The sequence below is a fragment of the Streptomyces sp. NPDC048172 genome (genome assembly GCF_043202595.1).
GTDB lineage: Bacteria > Actinomycetota > Actinomycetes > Streptomycetales > Streptomycetaceae > Streptomyces.
The window spans coordinates 83,017-103,086 of record NZ_JBIDAT010000004.1 but is presented as its reverse complement, the minus strand read 5'-3'; the positions used below and the strand labels follow the sequence as shown (position 1 = coordinate 103,086).

20 protein-coding genes are annotated in these 20,070 nt (G+C 72.8%); 9 read left to right on the top strand and 11 right to left on the bottom strand.

Annotated features, from left to right (window positions below):
* Positions 1-203: 203 nt before the first annotated feature.
* The 3 genes from ACGF3A_RS18265 (at position 204) to ACGF3A_RS18255 (ending at position 3,530) form a co-directional block, all read left to right on the top strand.
* Positions 204-1,484 (top strand): YeeE/YedE family protein, encoded by a 1,281-nt coding sequence (locus ACGF3A_RS18265; protein WP_393730943.1) that lies wholly within the window; start codon positions 204-206, stop codon positions 1,482-1,484.
* A 186-nt stretch (positions 1,485-1,670) separates the two neighbouring features.
* Positions 1,671-3,203: an MFS transporter gene (locus tag ACGF3A_RS18260; RefSeq protein WP_393730941.1), complete on the top strand. Its 1,533-nt coding sequence runs from the start codon at positions 1,671-1,673 to the stop codon at positions 3,201-3,203.
* Between the two features lie 111 nt (positions 3,204-3,314).
* Positions 3,315-3,530, top strand: a complete 216-nt coding sequence (locus ACGF3A_RS18255; protein ID WP_393730939.1) for an EF-hand domain-containing protein — start codon at positions 3,315-3,317, stop codon at positions 3,528-3,530.
* A 796-nt stretch (positions 3,531-4,326) separates the two neighbouring features.
* On the opposite strand, the gene ACGF3A_RS18250 is transcribed toward ACGF3A_RS18255, so the two are convergent.
* The gene (locus ACGF3A_RS18250) at positions 4,327-4,812 is read right to left on the bottom strand and encodes a DUF1707 domain-containing protein (protein WP_393730937.1); all 486 of its coding nucleotides are present in this window, start codon (positions 4,810-4,812) and stop codon (positions 4,327-4,329) included.
* Positions 4,813-4,889: 77 nt separating this feature from the next.
* Between ACGF3A_RS18250 and ACGF3A_RS18245 the strand changes: the two genes are divergently transcribed.
* Positions 4,890-5,480, top strand: coding sequence for a TetR/AcrR family transcriptional regulator (locus tag ACGF3A_RS18245; protein ID WP_393730935.1), 591 nt, complete (start codon positions 4,890-4,892; stop codon positions 5,478-5,480).
* Between the two features lie 13 nt (positions 5,481-5,493).
* Here ACGF3A_RS18245 and ACGF3A_RS18240 read toward each other — a convergent pair whose 3' ends face one another.
* The gene (locus ACGF3A_RS18240) at positions 5,494-6,105 is read right to left on the bottom strand and encodes a helix-turn-helix domain-containing protein (protein WP_393730933.1); all 612 of its coding nucleotides are present in this window, start codon (positions 6,103-6,105) and stop codon (positions 5,494-5,496) included.
* Between the two features lie 66 nt (positions 6,106-6,171).
* Between ACGF3A_RS18240 and ACGF3A_RS18235 the strand changes: the two genes are divergently transcribed.
* Positions 6,172-6,870 carry an AzlC family ABC transporter permease gene (locus tag ACGF3A_RS18235; protein ID WP_393730931.1) on the top strand — a complete coding sequence of 233 codons (699 nt, stop codon included), beginning with the start codon at positions 6,172-6,174 and terminating at the stop codon, positions 6,868-6,870.
* Complete coding sequence (locus tag ACGF3A_RS18230; protein WP_393730929.1) at positions 6,867-7,190, top strand: AzlD domain-containing protein; 324 nt, start codon at positions 6,867-6,869, stop codon at positions 7,188-7,190. Before ACGF3A_RS18235 ends, ACGF3A_RS18230 begins: the two co-directional genes overlap by 4 nt.
* A gap of 60 nt (positions 7,191-7,250) precedes the next feature.
* Here the strand turns inward: ACGF3A_RS18230 and ACGF3A_RS18225 are convergent, their stop codons facing one another.
* The 5 genes from ACGF3A_RS18225 to ACGF3A_RS18205 all read right to left on the bottom strand — a co-directional run bounded on the left by ACGF3A_RS18225 (position 7,251) and on the right by ACGF3A_RS18205 (position 12,782).
* A complete protein-coding gene (locus tag ACGF3A_RS18225) occupies positions 7,251-8,471 on the bottom strand; it encodes a TerD family protein (RefSeq protein ID WP_393731877.1) in 1,221 nt (406 codons plus the stop codon).
* 131 nt (positions 8,472-8,602) lie between these two features.
* Complete coding sequence (locus ACGF3A_RS18220; RefSeq protein WP_393730927.1) at positions 8,603-9,796, bottom strand: hypothetical protein; 1,194 nt, start codon at positions 9,794-9,796, stop codon at positions 8,603-8,605.
* Positions 9,793-11,259 (bottom strand): hypothetical protein, encoded by a 1,467-nt coding sequence (locus ACGF3A_RS18215; protein WP_393730925.1) that lies wholly within the window; start codon positions 11,257-11,259, stop codon positions 9,793-9,795. The genes ACGF3A_RS18220 and ACGF3A_RS18215 overlap by 4 nt, the downstream gene beginning before the upstream one ends.
* A 249-nt stretch (positions 11,260-11,508) precedes the next feature.
* On the bottom strand, positions 11,509-11,775 hold the full coding sequence (locus ACGF3A_RS18210; RefSeq protein WP_393731876.1) for a GlsB/YeaQ/YmgE family stress response membrane protein: 267 nt from the start codon (positions 11,773-11,775) through the stop codon (positions 11,509-11,511).
* 188 nt (positions 11,776-11,963) lie between these two features.
* The gene (locus ACGF3A_RS18205) at positions 11,964-12,782 is read right to left on the bottom strand and encodes an NAD-dependent epimerase/dehydratase family protein (protein WP_393730923.1); all 819 of its coding nucleotides are present in this window, start codon (positions 12,780-12,782) and stop codon (positions 11,964-11,966) included.
* A 266-nt stretch (positions 12,783-13,048) separates the two neighbouring features.
* Here ACGF3A_RS18205 and ACGF3A_RS18200 point away from each other — a divergent pair, with 266 nt between their 5' ends.
* Positions 13,049-14,002 (top strand): 5-dehydro-4-deoxyglucarate dehydratase, encoded by a 954-nt coding sequence (locus ACGF3A_RS18200; protein WP_393730921.1) that lies wholly within the window; start codon positions 13,049-13,051, stop codon positions 14,000-14,002.
* Positions 14,002-15,291: a hypothetical protein gene (locus ACGF3A_RS18195; protein WP_393730919.1), complete on the top strand. Its 1,290-nt coding sequence runs from the start codon at positions 14,002-14,004 to the stop codon at positions 15,289-15,291. The genes ACGF3A_RS18200 and ACGF3A_RS18195 overlap by 1 nt, the downstream gene beginning before the upstream one ends.
* Before the next feature lie 43 nt (positions 15,292-15,334).
* Here ACGF3A_RS18195 and ACGF3A_RS18190 read toward each other — a convergent pair whose 3' ends face one another.
* Positions 15,335-16,786, bottom strand: coding sequence for a peptidoglycan D,D-transpeptidase FtsI family protein (locus ACGF3A_RS18190; RefSeq protein ID WP_393730917.1), 1,452 nt, complete (start codon positions 16,784-16,786; stop codon positions 15,335-15,337).
* Positions 16,787-16,849: 63 nt separating this feature from the next.
* Positions 16,850-17,467, bottom strand: a complete 618-nt coding sequence (locus tag ACGF3A_RS18185; protein WP_393730915.1) for a TetR/AcrR family transcriptional regulator — start codon at positions 17,465-17,467, stop codon at positions 16,850-16,852.
* An 80-nt stretch (positions 17,468-17,547) separates the two neighbouring features.
* Here ACGF3A_RS18185 and ACGF3A_RS18180 point away from each other — a divergent pair, with 80 nt between their 5' ends.
* Positions 17,548-18,042: an SRPBCC family protein gene (locus ACGF3A_RS18180; protein WP_393730913.1), complete on the top strand. Its 495-nt coding sequence runs from the start codon at positions 17,548-17,550 to the stop codon at positions 18,040-18,042.
* Here the strand turns inward: ACGF3A_RS18180 and ACGF3A_RS18175 are convergent.
* Positions 18,029-18,718, bottom strand: a complete 690-nt coding sequence (locus ACGF3A_RS18175; RefSeq protein ID WP_393730911.1) for a response regulator — start codon at positions 18,716-18,718, stop codon at positions 18,029-18,031. The genes ACGF3A_RS18180 and ACGF3A_RS18175 overlap by 14 nt on opposite strands.
* Positions 18,715-20,031: a sensor histidine kinase gene (locus ACGF3A_RS18170; protein ID WP_393731875.1), complete on the bottom strand. Its 1,317-nt coding sequence runs from the start codon at positions 20,029-20,031 to the stop codon at positions 18,715-18,717. The genes ACGF3A_RS18175 and ACGF3A_RS18170 overlap by 4 nt, the downstream gene beginning before the upstream one ends.
* Positions 20,032-20,070 lie beyond the last annotated feature (39 nt).

Below are 20,070 nucleotides of genomic sequence, written 5' to 3'. Positions count from 1 at the left end.
ATGCGATTCCGGATGTTCCCTTACCGTGGCACGCATGTTCGGACCCGCACGCCTGCTGGCACTCGCGCTCTTCGCGGCCACGGCGTGGAGCGTCGACGACGGTCTCTGTCGTCGCTGACCCGCTCCGGCCCTTCACCGGTCATGCCCACATGCTGGGCTGACGCCGTCCGCATCCCGAACCTCTTCCTCTCCCGGAGAGTCCCGTGACCACCGCTCCTCCCGCGGAGGCGCCCTCGCGCGCCTCCCTGCTGACCCCCTCACCCACCAGTGCCCCCGTGCCCGAGGCCGCCCCGTTGCCCCGCGTACGGACCGTTCCGCTCGTCGTCGCCGGGCTGATCGGCGCCGCGCTGACCGCGTACGTCTGGTCCGCGCACGGCGCCAAGCCCGCCGTCCTGCTGCTGCTCGGCATCGGCCTCGGCGTCGCGCTCTTCCACTCCCGCTTCGGATTCACCTCCGCCTGGCGGCAGCTGGTGGCCGTCGGCAACGGGACCGGGCTGCGCGCCCACACGCTGCTGCTCGGTACGACCGCGACGCTCTTCGCGCTGATCATCGGCACCGGCACCGGGCTCTTCGGCTCGGTCCCCGCGCCCAGCGCCGGGCCGATCGGCGTCGGGCTGCTGCTGGGCGCCTTCCTCTTCGCCGTCGGCATGCAGCTCGGCGGCGCCTGCGCCTCCGGCACGCTGTTCGCGGTCGGCTCGGGGCAGAGCACGATCGTCCTCACGCTGGGCGGGTTCATCGCCGGATCGACGCTCGCCGCCTGGCAGTACGGGCTCTGGCGCGACCTGCCCGCCTTCGATCCGGTGCTCTTCTCCGACGGGCTCGGCTGGTTCGGCTCCTGGGCGGTGACCCTCGTGCTGCTCGCGCTGGTCTTCCTCGTGGCCCGGCGGGTGCAGGCCCGCCGCAATCCGCCGCCGGTCGGCACCCCGCCCTCGGCGCGCGGCGCGCTCCGCCGCGCGGTGCGGGGCTCGTGGCCGCTGGCGGCGGGCGCGCTCGCCCTCGCGGTGCTGGGCGGGGCCGTCCTGCTGGTCTCGGGCGGCGCGTGGGGCATCACGAGCGCCTTCTCGCTGTGGGGCTCCAAGCTCGTGGGCGCGCTGGGCGGTTCGCCGGAGTCCTGGGCGTTCTGGCAGGACCCGAAGAACGCCCCGATGTACTCCGGGCCCGTCCTCGCCGACAAGAACAGCCTCACCGACATCGGCATCATGATCGGCGCCGCGGTCGCCTCGGCGGCGGGTGGCGTGTGGACGCTGCACCGCGGCATCCCCGGGCGTACGGCCGTCGCGGCCGTGCTCGGCGGTGTGCTGATGGGGATCGGCGCCCGGCTCGCCGGGGGCTGCAACATCGGCGCGTACCTCGCCGGGATCGCCTCCGGGAGCCTGCACGGCTGGATCTGGGGCGCCGTGGCGCTCGTCGGCACCTGGGCCGGACTGCGGCTGCGCCCGCTCTTCGGCCTGGGCAACCCCAAGCCGGGGGACGGGGTCTGCTGACGCCGGGCGGCCGGGTTTGCTGATCGTCTGACGGGCACCCGCCCTCCCTGGTCCCGACGCGCCGTTCCGTCAGGTGCGCGGGATCGTTCGACCCGACCGGGAAGATCGGGCGATCCGGGATATCCGGATTGTTCGGGTCGATCGGTCGTGTGGGCGAGGGGTGTGGTGCCAGTGAGGTCAAAGGGAGTGACGGGAGGAGCGGCGGGGCGACCGCCCCGGCAGATCGTCGCCGAGCTGCCCCGGCAGGTCCGCGACGACCTGCTGCGGCGGCTGAAGCGTACGGGCCGTCCCTTCACGTCCGACGACGTGAAGGTCGTCCAGCCGCCCATGCTGAAACGCGCCGTCTCCGCCTCGGCGCTCGGCAACTGCATGGAGTGGTTCGACTTCGGCGTCTACAGCTACCTCGCCGCCACCCTCGGCAAGGTGTTCTACCCCGACGCCTCCTCCGCGGCCCAGCTCCTGGCGTCCTTCGCGACCTTCGCCGCCGCCTTCGTCGTACGCCCGCTGGGCGGGCTCTTCTTCGGCCCGCTCGGCGACCGGATCGGGCGGCAGAAGGTGCTGGCCACGACCATGATCATGATGGCCTGCGGCACCTTCATGATCGGCTTCATCCCCAGCTACGCGACCATCGGCGTCGCCGCTCCCGCGCTGCTGCTCTTCGCCCGTATGCTGCAGGGCTTCTCGACGGGCGGCGAGTACGGCGGCGCGACCACGTTCATCGCCGAGTACTCCCCCGACCGGCACCGGGGCTTCCTCGGGAGCTGGCTCGACTTCGGCACCTTCGTCGGCTACGCGCTGGGTTCGGCCCTCGTCACCGTGCTGGGCATGCTGCTGAGCGACGCCGAGATGCAGTCCTGGGGCTGGCGCGTGCCGTTCCTGCTCGCCGGGCCGCTGGGCCTCATCGGGCTCTACATGCGGCTCAAACTGGAGGAGTCGCCCGCCTTCCAGCAACAGCTGGACGAGCACGACGAGGAGGTGGCGCAGCGCGAGACCAGCCGCCATGAGTTCCGCACCATCTTCCGCGTCCACTGGCGCGCCCTGCTCGTGTGCGTCGGCCTCGTACTGCTCTACAACGTCACCAACTACATGGTCACGGGCTATCTCCCCTCGTACCAGACCGAGGTCCTGGGCCGCTCCTCGACCGCGTCCGACCTCCTGGTGCTCTCCGGCATGGTCTGGATCGTGCTGCTGATCATCTTCCTGGGGCGGCTCAGCGACCGTATCGGGCGGAAACCCGTCTACCGCTGGGCCGCCGTCGGGCAGATCGTGCTCGCGGTCCCCGCGTTCCTGCTGCTGCGCCAGGACGGCTGGCTGCTGCCGCTGTGCGGCGTGCTCGTCCTGGCCACCCTGCTGGCGGGGTTCGCCGCGCCCTCGGCCGCCACGCTGCCCGCGCTCTTCCCGACCAGCGTCCGCTACGCCGCGATGGGCATCGGCTTCAACTTCTCCGTCGCGGCCTTCGGCGGCACGACTCCACTGGTGACAGAGGGACTTGTCGACCTGACGGGCAGCAGTCTGGTGCCCGGCTGCTATCTGATCCTCAGCGGCGTCGTCGGCCTGGTCGCGGTGCACTTCATGCCCGAGAGCGCACAGGTCCCGCTGCGCGGCTCGCAGCCGATGGTCGGCTCGGAGGAGGAGGCCCGCGAACTGATCACGACCACCCACGAGTTGGAGATCCTGCGCCGCACGGCGACCGCGGATCCCGCCCCCGGGACGACTTGAGCGGACGCGGACGGACGAGAGCGGATGTGCGCGGGGTCCATGAGAGTGCCCGGGGGCACGCCCTTTACTCTGAGCGGGCCAAACGTTCGTACGCTCACCAGAGGATGACCCGTGGCCGACATTGAAGCAGCACGCAAGACCTTCGACATGTTCGACCGGAACGGCGACGGGTTCGTCACCGCGACCGAGTTCCAGCAGGCCATGGTGGAGCTCGGCGACCGCCACTACACCGTCGGCCTGGCCGAGGCCATCCTCAAGACCCGCGACGGCAACGGGGACGGGGTGCTCTCGTTCGAGGAGTTCTACCAGCGGGCGAAGGAAGTCTGAGCCAAGCGGCACGACGGTTCGGCTCCACATGGCTGGAAACCACGTATTCCGAGCTGGAACGGCGTTCCTAGACTGGCGGTGAAGGTTCGCCCCGGTCCCCGGCGGGCCGCGTCGCCCCGGTGTCTACCGAGGGACGGACGCACCCGGGTTGACCGGTCTGCGCCGGTTCTCCTGCCCAAGCCCCTGGAACCGCTTACTCCACCGCAGCGGACGAGCGGATCCAGAGCCTCCCCGGCACGCTTTTTCGAGCGGAGGCGTGGAGGGGAGGGCAGGGATGGTCTGGGGCGGTGATGGGGGGAGCCTGATAGCGCCCCAGGCCACAAGTCGGCCGTCGCCGAGCCATCCGGCGACGGCCGTCGGCGTGTCCGGAGCCGGGTGCGTCAGGCGTGCCGCGGGTGCCGCCGTCGCGTACCCCGTTCGAGTGCTCCGCGCCGTTCCGGCGCCGTCTCGCGTGCCCTCCGGCCGCGCGGCTGTCTCCCGGGTGCCGTCTGTGGCCGCGCGGGGCGGCCACAGACAGATCCCCCGTGCCGGCAACCACGAGACTCTCGTTCACGGGCGATCCGGTCGAGCTGATTCGGCTGGACCCGAAGAACGGCGGAACGCGGCAAGTCGCGCCATTCCGGGCGCTGTTCCGGTCGGGCGTACGGGCATGAGCCGTCCCGTGGATCGGCCTGGATGTCAGTGGTGGCTGCGAGACTTCACGTATCCGAATCCATTGCTGGCTGCTGTGGACGGTAGGCCCCGCCGCCCGCTCGGACGGCGGGGCCGCTCCTTTTCCGTCCGGCCCTTCCGGGCCTCAGGAGGACGAGGGGCGGTCCCGCTCGGAGGGCCAGATCGCGAGGGCGACGAGCACGGCGGCCCAGATGGCCAGCGGCATCCACGGCCAGTAGTAGGCCAGTTCGCCGTCCGACACGCTCTTCACGCCCCAGACGGCGGACATCAGAAACGCGCCGCCCAGCCAGTAACGCCACTCGGCGAGCCACTCCGTGAGATCCTCGCGCTCGCGCGCGGCACGGCGCTCCGCCTCGGCCTGCTCCCGTGCGGCGGGCAGATCGGCGGTGAGCGGGGCCAGTTCGCCGAGTGTCGCCGCGCGGAGGGCCGCGGCGCTCCGGCTGTCGTACTCGCCCTGGTCCAGCCGCCCCTCGGCGAGCGCCGCGGCGAGGACGGTGAGCGCGGCGTCACGGTCGCCGTCGGACGCGCGGGTCGCGGGTTCCTGGATTGCGGGCGCGTGGGGCGCGGGCGGGCTCGGCGTGGTCGGCGCGGGGTGAGGCGCTTCGGGCATGGTGGACATGGTGGATTCCCCCTTCGGTCCTGCTCTATAGAATACGACCGTATCCGTACGAGCGAAAGCGCGGAACGATGCCGAGAACCGTGGACAAGGAAGCGCAGCGCAGGATCGTCGGCGACGCCCTGCTCGGACTCGTCTCCGAGCGCGGCCTCGACGCCGTGAGCGTGCGTACGGTCGCCGCGGCGGCGGGGAAGTCGGTCGGCGCGGTGCAGAAGTACTTCAGCGGCAAGGACGACATGCTGCGGTTCGCCGCCGAACTGGTGGGGGAGCGCGTCGAGCACCGCATGGACGCCGTGGACCCCGCGGGCAGCACGGGTGAGGTGCTGCGGGAGCTGGTTCTGGCCACCCTTCCCGTCGACCCGGCCCGGCGCGCGGAGGCGGCGGTGAGCCAGGCGTTCGCCGCGCGCGCCGTGCACCACGAGGGGCTCGCGGCCGTTCAGCGCGAGACGGACCAGGCGGTGCGGACGGCGCTCGCGGGGTGGTTCGAAGAGCTGAGGGAGGGCGGCCGGCTGGAGTCCGGCGCCGACTGTCTCCACCTCGCCGACGCGGTGATCGCCCTCGCCGACGGTTTCACGATGCGCATGCTCTACTCCCCGGGCGAGTGCGGAGCCCTGGTCGCCGCGCTCGACACGGCACTGGCCCGGCTGGTGCCGGTGGAGTGAGGGGCGGAGCGCGTCAGGTGTGCTCGGAGACGAACACCGCCTGCGTGCCGGGCTCCAGGGCCTGGAAGACGTGGGGGACGTCGGCGGGATAGGCGATGTAGTCGCCCGGGTGCAGCTCCACCGTCGCGTCCGACGTGCCGACGAGGGCGCGCCCGGTGCTGAGGATGACGTGCTCCACGACGCCCGGCATGTGCGGGTCCGAGTCGCGCTGCTGACCGGGCTCGGCCGTGATCCGGAAGACGTCCCGCCGCGCGCCCGGCGGGCAGGCGGTCAGCAGGGTCGCCTGGTAGTCGGCCTGGGACGAGGCGACGGCGGGCCCCTCTCCGGCGCGGACGACGTGGATGCTGGGGCGGGCCGGGGTGAGCAGCCGTCCGATCGGGATGTCGAGCGCGACGCAGAGGGCCCAGAGGGTCTCCAGGCTCGGATTGCCGGTGCCCGCCTCCAGCTGGGAGAGCGTGGACTTGGCGATTCCGGCCCGGCGGGCCACCTCGGTCAGGGAGAGCTCGGCCCGGGTGCGCTCCCTGCGCAGCGCGGCCGCGATCTCCGCCAGTGGGGCCTGTCCCGCGTCCGTGCTGCCGCTGCCGCTGCCGCCGCTGCGGCCGCTCCCGCCGTCGCCGTGCGCCATCTGTTCGCTCCACAAGTCCAATGTTCGCCTTGACGAACGCCATCTGTTGCGTTCATTCTATCGGCTATGCGTTCGTTCTGGGGAACCCTCGGTCGCGGCCCTCTGCGCGACATCGGCCTGGTGTGCCTGGCCGTGGGGCTCACGAGCGTGTCGTACGGGGCGATCGCCGTGGCCTCCGGCTTCCCCGTCTGGTTCCCGGCGCTGCTCGGGGTGCTGGTGCTCGCGGGCTCCGCGGAGTTCATGTTCACCGGCATCCTCGCCGCGGGCGGCAGCGTGCTCGCCGCCCTGCTGGCCAGCCTGCTCGTCAACGCGCGGCATGTGCCGTACGGACTGGCGATACCCGAGGTCACCCGCGACGGCCTGCGCGGCTGGCGGCGCCTGGTGGCCACCCATGTGATGAACGACGAGAGTGTGCTCTTCGCCCTCGCGCAGCACGACCTCGCCCGCAAGAGGGCGGCCTACTGGGCGTGCGGGCTCGGCGTCCTCGTGGCCTGGCCCCTGGGCGCGTTCTGCGGCTCGCTGCTCGGCGCGGTCATACCCGACCCGGACGTGCTCGGGCTCGACGCGATGTTCCCGGCGGCGCTGCTCGCGCTCGTCCTCCCCGCCCTGCGCGTGCGGGGCCCGAGGCGAGCCGCCCTCGCCGGAGCGGCCCTCGCCCTGTGCCTCACGCCCTTGCTCCCGGTCGGCCTGCCCGTACTGCTGGCCCTGGCCGGGCTGGTCCTCCTGCGCGGCACGCCGGACCCCGGGGTGAGGGAGGCGTCATGAACAACCCCACGCTCCTCATGGGCGCCGCCCTCCTGCTGGCGGCGGGCACCTTCGCCTTCCGCTTCGCGGGCCCCGCGCTCCGCGCCCGCGTCACGGTCTCACCCCGCGCCGAGAGAGTCCTGGAGGTCGCCGCACTGGTCCTCCTCACCGCCCTCGTCGCCACGACCGCCCTCTACGAGGGCGCCGACGCGGCAGGCATCGCCCGCCCCGCAGGCGTCCTCACCGCAGCGATCCTGGCCTGGCGCCGCGCCCCCTTCACCGCGGTGGTCCTCACGGCGGCGGCGGTGACGGCGGCCTTGCGCCTGGCGGGGGTCCCTTGAGCCCTTGAGCCCCTGAGCTCCTGAGGGCTGCAACTCGGAGACCCCCGCCATTCCCTCGCGTTACAGCGCCGCTCCGCCCGGCTTCACCATGCCGCGGACCGTACGGGAGTCGACGTACTCGCCGAGGGCCGTCATCTCCCACTCTCCGGAGAACTGGCGGATGAGCTTGCACATCAGGACGCCCGTGCGGGGCTCGGAGTGGGTGAGGTCGAAGCGGACCAGCTCGTCGCCGGAGCCGCCGTCGAGGAGGCGGCAGTACGCCTTCGCCACGTCGGTGAACTTCTGGCCCGAGAACGAGTTGACCGTGAAGACCAGCCCCGAGACCTGCGGCGGGAGGTCGCCCAGGTGGACGGTGATGGTCTCGTCGTCACCCGCGCCCTCGCCCGTGAGGTTGTCGCCGGAGTGCTGGATGACGCCGTTGAGGATCGTCAGCTTGCCGAAGTAGCAGGCGTCGATCTTCTTGCGGTTGCCGTCGTAGGCGATGACGGACGCGTCGAGGTCGATGTCCTTGGCCCGCCTGCCCGCGCGGAAGGCGGGCTCCCAACCGAGGCCCATGCGGACGGACGTCAGCAGCGGCTTGCCGCCCTTGACGAGCGAGACGGTCTGGTTCTTCTGGAGGCTGACCCGTCCCTTGTCGAGGTTGATCTTGCCGCTGGACGGCGCGGCCGCGGGGGCCGCCGGGGCTGCGGGGGCAGCGGGCGCGCTCGGCGCGGCGGGGGGTGCCGTCGGCTGCGGGGGCTGTGCCGCGGGGGCGGGCTGGGGCGGCTGGGTCTGCTGCGGGGCCGGGGCCGGGGCCGGTTCCTCGACGTTGACGCCGAAGTCCGAGGCGATACCGCCCAGCCCGTTCGCATATCCCTGGCCGACCGCGCGGACCTTCCACGCGTCGCCCCTGCGGTAGATCTCGACGATGACCAGGGCGGTCTCGGCGCCGAGCTGGGGAGGGGTGAAGGTCGCCAGCACCGCGTTCGAGTTTGCGTCGCGCACCGTCGCGGTGGGCTCGGTGCCCGCGAAGGCGGCCCCCGGGGTGTCCAGGCTCGCGGTGACGACGACCTTCGCGATCTCCGCGGGCACCGAGCCGGTGTCCACGGTGATCGTGTCGGCGGCACCGCTGCTGTGCGTCACGCCGGGCGCGCTCGGCTGGTTGTAGAACACGAAGTCGTCGTCCGAGCGCACCTTGCCCTCGGGGCCCAGGAGCAGGGCCGAGACATCGAGCTTGGTCGGAGCGGTGACTTCCACGGCCACGCGGGGGGCGGGCAGCGGAAGGTTGGAGCCGGGAGTCATTGCCGTCATGCCGGGGGTAACGACCGGCTCGCCTTTGCGGTTCCTTTGCCGTCCCGAGCGTGGTTCGCAGCCGTGGTCCTCACGCGTGATTCGCCGCCGTGGTCCTCACGCGTGGTTCTCAGACGTGGCCCTCAGTTCTTCCGGGCCCTCCGTATCTCCCGTGAGCGGCGGGCGACCGCGTGCTCGTTGAGCAGTGACTCGAAACCGGCGGTGCGGATGCGGCGCACCAGGTCGTCGTAGCTGGTGCCCAGCGCCTCGGCTGTGCTCTCCAGGTGCCAGTCGCAGTCGGCCAGGCGGCGGAGCAGATGACCGCGCCGGATCTGGTTCTCGGAGAGGCGGAAGGTCTTGAGGTAGGCCGTGCGTCCCTTGTGGTCGGTGATCAGCTCGCCGATGTGCTGCTCGCGCTGCCCCCGGTGGAACGGCGGCAGGAAACGGTGCAGCGCGAACCCGCCCATCCGGGCCACCCGTTCGAACGCGTACGGCGTCTCCAGCAGGTCGCGCGCCATCAGCGAGTCGTGCGCCTCGCGCCAGGAACGCTCCTGCTCCCGCGCCGCCGACCGCAGATCCGCCAGCGTGCGGACGCGCCCCGCGTCGGATATCCGCGCGGTGAACTCCGGCACCGGGGCACCGAAGAGCGCGTACTGATGGACCAGCTCGCCGTACAGGTCCTGGAGCAGCGAGGGGTGCAGGGCGCGGTAGTCCTCGGGGTGCGGCACGACGAAGGCGGCGGCCAGCGCGTCCGACGCGTACACCATCACGCCGCACTGGCCCGGGTGGATCTCGAAGATCCGCAGCGCCTCGCCGAGCCCGCGCACGTCCCAGCCCGCGTACGCGTCCTCGGCTCGCGGGGACAGGCCCTGGCGCAGCGCCTCGCGCGACCATTCGTCCCACACCATCGTCGGGCCGCCGAAGTGCAGCGCCAGATAGCCCTCCAGCGCGAGGTGGAGCGGGAGGAAGCGGACGCGCTTCTCGGGGCGGCGGCGCTTGGCCATGCGGTGATGGCGCAGCGGGAGCCGCCGCGCGGGCGCGCCGCCGAGCTGCGTCCCGTACGCCGCGGACTCGCCGTCGGTCCCCGGCCCGGGGCCTGCTCCCGGGGCGCCTTCGCGCGACCAGTCCGCGACGAAGCCGTGCGGAATGTACGAGGTGTACTGGACACCGCCGCCGAGGTCCACGCTGTCCGGGGAGAGGCCGGGCGACGAGCCATAGGCCTCGCGGTGCAGGCGCAGGCCCTCCACCGGCTCGTCCCGCACCAGCGGCACCAGCCGGATGCCGCCCCACACCTGTGCGGCGCGCGGGGTCAGGCCCGCGAGGTCGACCCGGGTCATCGCGCACCCTCCTTCCGCTCCAGGAACAGCGCCATTCGCCGGTCCAGATAGGCGTGCAACTCGGTCAGGCCCGTGCGCCCCTCCGCGAACTGGGCCAGCTCCACCAGCGCGGGCAGGTCCTCCGCGTCCCGGACGCCCGCCGTCGGCACGCTCGGGGCGAGGCGGCGCACGTCGAAGCCGTCCGCGTCGTAGACCGGGTTGAGATGGACCACGCTCGTCAGGCGGTCCGGGTCGAGACGGGTGCGCCACACGCGCAGGACCTCTCCCGCCAGGCCGGGCGGGGCGTTGTCCCAGCCGTCCGAGACGATCACGAGGCGCCGGGGGGAGTGCTCCAGCGCGTCGAGGATCCGGGTGCCGAGCGGCGTCGGGCCCCACGGACGCAGCAGCAGGGGATCGGTGGAACCCGAGGTCCAGAACGGGCGGTACGCGCCGGGCTCCCCGCCCGCCAGCGCCTCCAACAGGAAATGGCAGGCCAGCGCCACGGCCAGGGGGCGGCGGCGCTTGACCCCCGAGCCCGAGGACGAATAGCTGTCGTCGAGCACGGCGGCGACCCGGCCCCACGTCCCCGCGTGCGGCCCCGCGGCCCGGCGCGCGGCGGCCCGCAGCGCCGCGGTCAGCTCGCCGCGCCGGGAACTCCGCTCGTCGAAGGGCAGGGACAGCACGTAGAGCGCGAGCCGGGTCAGCGGCATCACCGTCAGGTCAGCGCCGGGGCCCGTCCGCTGGGTGCGCAGACGCTCCAAGCGCGTCATCCGGGGCGCCATCCGCTCCAGGAACCTGTCGCGCGGAATGCCGTGCCGGGCGGCGAAGCCCTCGGCGACGGTGAACGGCAGCTCGTAGAGCGCGGACTGCTCGTGGTGCGCGCGGCGGTGGGCCTCCAGATACGCGTGCTCGTAACGGGCACGGCGGCGCGGGGCGAAGAGGAAGTCGCCCAACTCCGCCGAGGGCAGGGGGAGGTGCGCGTGCCGGAGCGTCTCCTTGAGGCCCGCGCGGTACTTCACCGCGTCGTGCGCCGCGTCGGGCCGGGCCGCGAGCCAGTCGCGCATGAGCGCGCGGGTGCGGCGATTGTTGACCCGGGCCTCGCGGAGCGAGCGGAACAGCCGGTAGACCCGCTGGGGCGGCAGGGCGGTCAGCCGCGCCGCGACCAGGCGCCCCTCGGCGCGCTTCTCTTCGGGGCCCGCGTCCGCGGAGGTGCGCAGCAGATTCCCGGCGATCCGGGCCGCATTGTGATCGTTGATGTCCAGGGCGAGCGTCGCGGCGTACACCGCGCGGTAATTCACCAGGACGTATTCGTGCAGGAAGTCCAGGGAGAGGCGCTGCTCCGCGGCGCCGCTGCGGAACTCGCGCTGTCCGGTGGCCGTCACCGCCGCGTTCACGAAAAGGAGCACGTCCTCCGCCGCGATCAAGTCGGCGTGCGTCTCCGTCTTCGTCGCCTCGGCGGTCTCCGCCGCATACGTCTCCGCCATGGTCACTCCCGCAGGCACAGGGGAAGGGGTGCCGGCCGGGGAATGGAGGCGTGGGCAGCGAAAACATTGCTTTAGAGGCAGGTCCCGAAAGCCACGTCGGAGTCCCGCGGCCGGCCAAAGAAACGTAGCACCGGGGCTTTTCCCGCCCCGCATGGTTTTCCACAGGCGACGGGCACCGGTATGACTAATCCCTCGTGGCGCCTCTCGCTGCGCCGCTGCCCCGCTGCCCCGCTGCCCCGCTGCCCCGCTTCAGCGCCGATCGCGTGAGTGGCCGAAGAAGATGCGGTACGCGACCAGCAGCACCAGGGAGCCCGCGATGGCGGCGACCCAGAGCGAGGGGTCGACGAAGTTGTTGTCTATGGGCTTGTCGAGGAACGTCGCGGAGAGCCAGCCGCCGATGAAGGCGCCCGCGATGCCGATGAGCGCCGTGCCGACGATGCCGCCGGGGTCACGTCCGGGGAGCAGCACCTTGGCGACGGTGCCCGCGATCAGCCCGAGGATCAGCCAGCTCACGATGCCGGAGTGCGCGAGGTCCGAGAGCGTCGTGTCCGACCCGGAGCCGTCGCCGGAGCCGGACTCGGCGAGCTGTCGGAGCTGGTGGGCCTGGTGGACGGCGTGCGCGGCGAGCATGGAGATGGGCCTCCCCGTGGACGATCAGTTGCGCCCCCATCATGCCTGCCGCCGCCGCACGCCCTGCGGGCGCGTCAGTGCGGCCAGACGGGCGGGTCCGTGCAGAAGGCGCCGCCGATGTGCGCCTGGTCGGGCCGCTCCGTGTCCAACTCGCCCTGGTCGGCGATGAGTTTCGCGGCGTACGGCTCCGAGTCGTCCCGGGGTTCGTAGCCCAGGGCGCGGGCGGACGAGAGGTCCCACCACAGGCGGGTGTTGTCCGAGGAGCCGTAGACGACGGTGTGTCCGACGTCCTCCGCGGTGAGCGCGGCGTGGAAGAGGCGGGCTCCGTCGGCGGGGCTCATCCAGATGGAGAGCATCCGTACGGTCGTCGGTTCGGGGAAGCACGACCCGATGCGGACGGAGACGGATTCCACGCCGTGCAGGTCCCAGTAGAGCTGCGCCAGGTCCTCCCCGAACGATTTGGACAGCCCGTAGAAGGTGTCGGGGCGGTGCGGTGCCGTGACGGGGATGAGCGGGTCACCGGCGCCGGGAACGGGCGTGAAGCCGACCGCGTGGTTCGAGGAGGCGAACACGACGCGGCGTACGCCCTCCTCGCGCGCCGCCTCGTACAGATGGTGCGTCCCCTGAATGTTGGCCCGGAGGATCTTCTCGAACGGTGCCTCCAGGGAGATCCCCGCGAGATGGAGGACCGCGTCGACTCCGCGTACGGCCTCGCGCAGCGCGTCCCGTGCCGCGGGGTCGCCGATGTCCAGGGTGATCGCGTCAGGCTCGCCCTCGACCGGCTGGAGGTCGAGCAGCCGGAGCTCGTATCCGTACCGCGGCAGCAGCTCGCGCATCAGGGTGCCGACGCCGCCTGCGGCGCCTGTGAGCAGGACGGTACGGGGTGCGGGCATCGGCGAGGTCTCCATCCGTGGACGCGGTTCATATATGGGGAAACGCTAGGGAGCCGCCCCACGGCCGTCAAGGGTGACGCCGCGTGCCGCGTTCACCTGCGAAATCATCGGCGGGATCGGCTTGTTGGTGCCAGGGGGCGCCCTTGACCGGCGCGGAAGGGCTGCTCTAGCGTGGCGCTGTTCAGGAATATAGACGCAGATCAGAAACGTGCACGGTCGAGCGGTCTGGAACGTCAGTACCACCCCGACCCGCCAAGGAGCGCCGGATGCCCTCGAACTCGTCCCTGTCGCCCACGCCGTCGCTCTCCGAGCGGCTGAGCGGACTGCTCTTCTTCCCCGTCACCGCCTTCGCGCCGGACGGCTCCCTCGACCTCGCCGCCTTCCGGGCCCATGTGCGCCGTGGTGTGGAGGCGGGCGCGGGCGCGGTGTTCGCCTGCTGCGGCACGGGAGAGTTCCACGCGCTGGCGCCGGGCGAGTTCCGCGACTGCGTCGCGGCGGCGGTGGAGGAGGCGGACGGACGGGTGCCGGTGGTCGCGGGCGCCGGGTATGGAACGGCGCTCGCCGCCGAGTACGCGGCCCTCGCCGAAGAGGCGGGCGCCGACGGCCTGCTGGCCATGCCGCCCTATCTGGTCGTGCCGAGCCAGGAGGGACTGCTGCGCCACTACACGGCGCTCGCGGACTCCACCTCCCTGGACGTGATCGTCTACCAGCGCGACAACGCCGTCTTCACCCCGCGCACCGTCGTCGCACTCGCCCGGCACCCCCGCGTCATCGGCCTCAAGGACGGCTACGGCGACCTCGACCTGATGCAGCGCATCATCACGGCCGTACGGAGCGAGGAAACGCCACGGGACTTCCTCTACTTCAACGGGCTGCCCACGGCGGAACTGACCGGTCTCACCTACCGCGTCCTGGGGGTCTCCCTCTACTCCTCCGCCGTCTTCTGCTTCGCGCCCGAGATCGCCCTCGTCTTCCACCGGGCGTTCTCCACGGGCGACGACGAGACCGTACGGAAGCTGCTCGACGGCTTCTACGTCCCCCTGGTCGAGCTGCGCAACCAGGGGCGCGGCTACGCCGTTTCGCTCGTCAAGGCGGGCGTACGGCTGCGCGGGCTGGACGTGGGGGAGGTGCGCCCGCCCCTCGCGGAGCCCGCGCCCGAACACGTGAAGGAACTGGGTGACCTGCTGGAGCGCGGCCTCGCGCTGGTAGGGGCCGCGTGATGCGGGCCGCCGCGTTCCTCTACCCCTGGGACGTCATCGGCGATCCCGAGGCCCCCGGACGCCTCGCCCGCCTCGGCGTCGAACGCGTCACCCTGGCCTCCGCCTACCACTCCACCCGCGCACTCACCCCGCGCCACCCCTCCCACCGGATCGTCACGGCCCGCCACGCCGCCGTCCTCTACCCGCCCGACCCCGCGCGGTGGGAGGACCACACGCTGCGCCCGTACGAGCAGGACTGGGCGCGCACCGGCGACCCCGGCGGGCCCTACGCGGCGGCCGCGCGGGCGCTGACCGGCGCGGGCATCGAGGTGCGCTCGTGGGTGGTGCTGGCCCACAACTCGCGCCTCGGCGCGGAGTTCCCGTACATCACCGTCCGCAACGCCTACGGCGACCGCTATCCCTGGGCTCCCTGCGTCGCGCGGCGCGATGTGCGCGAGTACCTGGTGAACCTCGCCGCCGAGGCCGCCGTACGTCCTGGCACCGGCACGCGCGGCACCGAACTGGAGTCCTGCGGCTGGTACGGGCTCGCACATCTGCACGCCCACGACAAGACCGGTGGGGTGGCGCTGGGTGGCGCCGCGCAGTACCTGATGTCCCTGTGCTTCTGCGACGCCTGCGAGGAGGGCTACGCCTCGCTCGGCGCCGACCCCGAGGAGCTGCGGACGGCCGTGACCGGGGCCCTGGAGCCGGTCTGGCGCGGCGAGGAACCGGCGGCGGGCCTGCGGGAGGCCGAGCGTGCCGCCGTCGAGGCACTGCTCGGCCCCGACCGCGCCGCGCTGTTCGCCACCTGGCGGGGGCGCGCGGCGCGCTGGCTGCAGCGCGAGGCCGTCGCCGCCGTACGCGCGGAGGCGAGCCACGCGCGGCCCGACACAGAGTTCCAGGTGCTGCTGCACGCCGACCCGGCGGCCCACCGCACCGGGGCCAACGCGGGCACCGACCCCGACGACGTCCTCGCGCACGCCGACGGCGTCGTCGTGCCCTGCGCCCCGGGCCCCGGCGGCGCGGCCGAACGCGCCGACGCGCTGGGCCCGTTCGCCACCCGACGCCACCCGACCGATCCGGCCGATCCGAACGAGGTGAATGAGGCGAACAGAGCGAAAGGGGCCACGCTCGCCGCCAACTTCTCCGTCGTCACCGGCATGGGCGGCTCCCCGCACACCCTCGCCGAGGACGCCGCGCACGCCCGCGAGCTGGGCGCCACCGAACTCCGGCTCTACCACGCGGGGCTCGCCTCCGACCAGGACCTGGACGCCGTCGCGAAGGCACTCACCGGGCTCCCGCCCGGCTGAGCCCCGGGGGCCTCGGGCCTCGGGCCTCGGGGCCTCGGGCCCCTCAGTCGAGCGCCTTCTCCATCATCCGCTGGGCGATGGGCGCGGCCAGGCCGTTGCCGCTGACCTCGGCCCGTGCCGCGTCCGAGTCCTCGACCACCACCGCCACGGCCACCTGCTTGCCGGAGGAGTCCTCGGCGTAGGAGGTGAACCAGGCGTACGGCGTGCCGCTGTTGTCGACGCCGTGCTGGGCCGTGCCCGTCTTGCCGCCGACCTCGACGCCGGGGATCTTCGCGTTGGTGCCGGTGCCCTCGTCGACCACGGTCTTCATGGCCGACCTCAGCTGCCGCGCGCTGCCCTCGCTCATCACGCGGTGCGACGAGGGGTCCGAGTAGTCCTGAAGGGTGGACCCGCCGGAGTCCTGCACCTGGGACACCATGTGCGGGTCGACCATTTCGCCGCCGTGCGCGATCGCCTGGGTCACCATCGCCATCTGGAGCGGCGTCGCCGTCACCTCGTACTGCCCGATGCCGGAGAGGCCGGTCTGTGCCTCGTCCATCTTCTTCGGGTACGAGCTCTCCGAGGCGCGTACGGGCACGTCCTGTTCGCTGTCGTTGAAGCCGAACTTCTCGGCCTGGGCGCGCACCTTCTCCTTGCCCAGGTCGGTCGCGAGCTTGGCGAAGACGTTGTTGCAGGAGTAGCGCAGCGCGTCCCGCAGGGAGGCGTCCTCGCAGGGCGCCGACGGGTTCTCGTTCTTCATGACCGTCGAGGTGCCCTTGAGCTTGTACGGGTCGGGGCTGTCGGTCCGCTCGTCCACGGACGAGTACAGGCCGTCCTCCAGCGCCGCCGCCGCGACCACCAGCTTGAACGTCGAGCCGGGCGGCACGGGCTGGCGCATCGCGCGGTTGAGCGTGGGCTGGTCCTCGTCGTCGGACAGCTTCTTCCAGGCGTCCGCGTCGGACGAGCCGCTGCCGCTGACCTTGGACGGGTCGAAGGAGGGGGTGCTGACCATGCCGAGGATCTCGCCGTTCGAGGGGTCGATCGCGACGGCGGCGCCCTTCTTGTCGCCGAGCGCCTCGTACCCGGCCTTCTGGACGCCGGGGTCGAGGGTCGTCAGTACGTTGTCGGGCTTGGCCTGCTTGCCGGTGAGCGCGTCGAGCGGGTCCTTGAGCCGGGGGTCCGTCCCGGTCAGCACGTCCTGGTAGATGCCTTCGAGCTGCGTCCATCCGCGCACCTGCGAGGCGAAGCCGGTCACCGGCGCGTAGACGGGCCCCTGGGTGTACGTGCGCTTGTACGCGAGGTCGCCCTCGTGCGCTCTCGCCGATCCGGTGACGGGCTTTCCGGCCACGACGATGTTGCCGAAGGGCTGCCCGTACTCCTCTATGGCGTTCCGCCGGTTGTCGCTGTCGTCCGCGAGCGCCTCGCCGTGCATGGTCTGCATCCAGGTGACCCGTGCGAGGAGCGCGAGTACCAGGAGCAGCGTGACGGCACCCGCTCGCCTGATTGTCCTGTTCATCCTGTACGAGAACGCGGCTCACGGAGAGCGGGGTTCCGCCGTCCTGGTTTTCTCAGACCATTTTCATTCGGTGCGATCCGGGCGTTTCGCGGGCAGCGGTTTCACGGACAGCAGGGCCGAAGCGCACTCCTCGACCGCGTCGAGGGCGTGCTCCGGAACGGTGGTTCCCTCGCGCAGATGGCGCTGGACGAGCGCGTACGGAAGGTCGACGACCGCGATCCGTACGCGCTCGACGGCAGTCGGGTCGTCCGCGCCCAGCCGGTGGGCGAGGGAGTCGACGGCGCCGAACGCGCGCGCGTTCGCCTCCCTGAGGAGCCGGGTGGCATGGGGTGGCCAGGAGGCGCGGCCGAAGTCGTCGGGGCCGTAACGCAGGACCCGCGCCTCGGCGGGGTGCGCGCGGCTCCACTCCACGGTGTGCCGCGCGGCGGCGAGCGCCGCGCCGCGCGCCTCCGGATCCGTCAGCGCGGCGAGCAGGCCCGTGTGGAACGCCTCCAGGGTGCGCAGCCAGAGCGCGGAGAGCAGCGCCGGGCGGTCGGCGAAGCGGTGGTAGACGGAGCCGCTCGGGGCGCCCGCCGCCTTGGCGACGGCTGTCATGGTCACGGCGGCCGGCCCCCCGGAGGCCGCCAGGCCGAGTGCGGTGTCGAGAAGCGTGGAGACGTCATAACGGGGTGGGCGGGCCATGGCAGTGGAGGGTAGCCTCTTCCTTATTAGAGGAGACTCTCTAAAACGGGAGTCCCGCAAGCTGGAGAGGTGACGCGCGCATGGCTGTACTGAACGTGCACGAACGTCGGCTGCCGGTCCCGGAGTCCCGGCTGGCGCCGCTGCTCGACGCGCTCTCGTCGGAGGACGACCCGGTGTGGCCGTCCGGGCGCGGCCAGTGGCCCCGGATGGAGTTCGACCGTCCGCTGGGCGTGGGCGCCAGGGGAGGGCACGGACCGGTCCGCTACACGGTCGTCGGCTACGTGCCGGGCCGCTGGGTCCGCTTCCGGTTCAGCGGCCCGAAGGGCTTCCACGGCTTCCACGAGTACACGGTGCACGCCACGGAGGACCCGTCCAGTGCCGTGCTGCGGCACACGCTCGTCATGCGCGCCCGCGGGGCCGCGCGGCTGACCTGGCCGTTCGCCTTCCGCTGGTTCCACGACGCGCTGATCGAGGACAGCCTCGACCGGGCCGAGCGCGCCTGCGCGGGCACGGTCGCCCGGCCCGCGCGCTGGAGCCCGTACGTACGGCTGCTGCGGAGGCTCACCCCGGGGTGACGAAGCCGTGCTCGTAGGCCGCGATCACTGCCTGGGTGCGGTCGCGCGCGCCGAGCTTGGCGAGTACGGCCGCCACATGGGTCTTCGCCGTCGCACTGCCGACCGCCATACGGTCGGCGATCTCGCTGTTCGTCAGGCCCTGGGCCATCAGTCGCAGCACGTCCGCCTCGCGCGCCGTGAGCCGCTCGCGCAGGGCGCCCGCGCGGTCGGCGCGCGCGTGGTGGGCGGCGAGGGAGCGTACGGCGGCGGGGAAGAGCAGGGAGTCGCCCCGCGCGATCAGCCGGACGCCGGCGACCAGTTCCTCGGCCGTGGCGCGCTTGAGCAGGAAGCCGTGGGCGCCCGCGCGGAGCGCGTCGTAGACGTAGGAGTCGTTCTCGAAGGTGGTGACGACGAGGATGCGGGGCGTCGGGCGGTCGCGGGCGGAGCCGTCGGGAGCGGGGTGGCCAGGGGTGGCGAGGATCAGCTCGGTCGCGCGGATGCCGTCCACCTCGGGCATCCGGACGTCCATCAGCACGACGTCGGGGCGGAGTTCGCGGACGAGCGAGACGGCCTCGCTGCCGGTCTCCGCCTCGCCGACCACCTCGATGTCGGTCTCGGCGCCGAGGATGGCCCGCAGCGCGTTGCGGACCATGCGTTCGTCGTCGGCGAGGACGACGCGGAGGGGCGGCGTGGTCACGGGGTGTCCTCCTGGTGGTTCTGGCGCTGGTTCCGGCGGTTCCGTCGTTCCTGGTGCGCGTCTTGGTGCGCGTTCCCGTGCGTGTCGTCTGCGAGGGGCAGGTGGGCCGTGAGTCGCCAGACGCCGTCCCGGGCGCCCGCGCGGGCGGACCCGCCGAGCAGCTCGGCCCGTTCCGCGAGGCCGGGCAGCCCCCGCCCTCCGGTGGTCCGGGCGCCGCCCGCCGCCTCCTCGGGGAGGGGGTTCTCCACGTCGATCTCCAACTCTTCGCCCTTCCTTCCGCGGTGACGCGTACGCGCCTGCCCGCGCGTCAGCCGGATCCGTACGGGGGCGCCCTCCGCGTGCCGGAGGGCGTTGCTCAGTCCCTCCTGCACGATGCGGAACGCGGCGCGCGACGCCTCGTCCGGCAGCCCGTCCAGCGGCTCCATGCCGGGGCCCAGGGCGAGGTCGATGGTGGCGCCCGTGGTGCGGCTGCGGGCGAGCAGGCCGTCGAGCCCGGCGGCGAGCGTCGGCGGCCGTGCCACCTCGCTCTCCGCACGCTCCGAGGACTCCGCGCCACCCCGCAACACCCCGAGGACCCCGTCCAGTTCCGCCACCGCGTCCCTGCTCGTCTCCTCGATCGCCACCAGCGCCTCACGCACGAAGTCCCGGTCGGAGTCGAGGAGCCGCCGCGCTGCGCCCGCCTGGAGGCTCACCGCGCTCAGCGCGTGCCCGACCGAGTCGTGCAGCTCGCGGGCGAGCCGGTTGCGCTGCGCCAGGTCGGCGGCCCGGCGCTCGGCGGCGGCCAGCCGGTCCTCGGGGGTGGGGCCGAGCAGCGGCGGGGCACAGCGCGCGAGCAGCGCTCCCGCGCCGTACGCGCACGCCGTGAGCGCCAGCAGAAGCGCGAGCCCCGCCGGGGGCGCCGTCCAGACCATGCCGCCGTCGAGATTCCACGGCCAGCCCCAGTAGCGCACCCGGAGCGAGGAGGAGAACGGATAGGCGAACAGCACCGCCGCCATGGGCGGAACGGCCAGCGTCGCCCCGCTCAGCACCGCGCCCAGCCCGGCGTGCAGCGTGAACCACACGGCCGTACGCCACCGTGCCGCCCAGGAGCGTGCCGGAGAGGCGTCCAGCGTGGCGCCGGGGACGCAGGCCAGAGTGCGTGCAGTCGTCGCCTCCAGCGTGCGGAGGAACGGGAAGAGCATGGCTGTCGCGGCGACCAGCGGCAACGCCAGCCCCAGCCCGAGGAACTGCCAGCCCGGCGTGGAGGCGAACGGCTGCACCTGGGGGCGCGCGGTGCCGACGGCGACCATGACCAGCAGGAAGTACGGCGTCATCAGCGCGCCGCCCTGCAACAGGTGCACCCAGCGCAGCCC

Bases quoted from the DNA above. Each gene is read 5' to 3' on its own strand.
- ACGF3A_RS18200 (WP_393730921.1), top strand. From the start codon at position 13,049: ATGCCCTCGAACTCGTCCCTGTCGCCCACGCCGTCGCTCTCCGAGCGG.
- ACGF3A_RS18195 (WP_393730919.1), top strand. From the start codon at position 14,002: ATGCGGGCCGCCGCGTTCCTCTACCCCTGGGACGTCATCGGCGATCCC.
- ACGF3A_RS18180 (WP_393730913.1), top strand. From the start codon at position 17,548: ATGGCTGTACTGAACGTGCACGAACGTCGGCTGCCGGTCCCGGAGTCC.
- ACGF3A_RS18170 (WP_393731875.1), bottom strand. From the start codon at position 20,031: ATGACGCCGTACTTCCTGCTGGTCATGGTCGCCGTCGGCACCGCGCGC.
- ACGF3A_RS18190 (WP_393730917.1), bottom strand. From the start codon at position 16,786: ATGAACAGGACAATCAGGCGAGCGGGTGCCGTCACGCTGCTCCTGGTA.
- ACGF3A_RS18225 (WP_393731877.1), bottom strand. From the start codon at position 8,471: ATGACTCCCGGCTCCAACCTTCCGCTGCCCGCCCCCCGCGTGGCCGTG.
- ACGF3A_RS18220 (WP_393730927.1), bottom strand. From the start codon at position 9,796: ATGACCCGGGTCGACCTCGCGGGCCTGACCCCGCGCGCCGCACAGGTG.
- ACGF3A_RS18245 (WP_393730935.1), top strand. From the start codon at position 4,890: ATGCCGAGAACCGTGGACAAGGAAGCGCAGCGCAGGATCGTCGGCGAC.
- ACGF3A_RS18240 (WP_393730933.1), bottom strand. From the start codon at position 6,105: ATGGCGCACGGCGACGGCGGGAGCGGCCGCAGCGGCGGCAGCGGCAGC.
- ACGF3A_RS18230 (WP_393730929.1), top strand. From the start codon at position 6,867: ATGAACAACCCCACGCTCCTCATGGGCGCCGCCCTCCTGCTGGCGGCG.
- ACGF3A_RS18205 (WP_393730923.1), bottom strand. From the start codon at position 12,782: ATGCCCGCACCCCGTACCGTCCTGCTCACAGGCGCCGCAGGCGGCGTC.
- ACGF3A_RS18235 (WP_393730931.1), top strand. From the start codon at position 6,172: ATGCGTTCGTTCTGGGGAACCCTCGGTCGCGGCCCTCTGCGCGACATC.
- ACGF3A_RS18185 (WP_393730915.1), bottom strand. From the start codon at position 17,467: ATGGCCCGCCCACCCCGTTATGACGTCTCCACGCTTCTCGACACCGCA.
- ACGF3A_RS18215 (WP_393730925.1), bottom strand. From the start codon at position 11,259: ATGGCGGAGACGTATGCGGCGGAGACCGCCGAGGCGACGAAGACGGAG.
- ACGF3A_RS18250 (WP_393730937.1), bottom strand. From the start codon at position 4,812: ATGCCCGAAGCGCCTCACCCCGCGCCGACCACGCCGAGCCCGCCCGCG.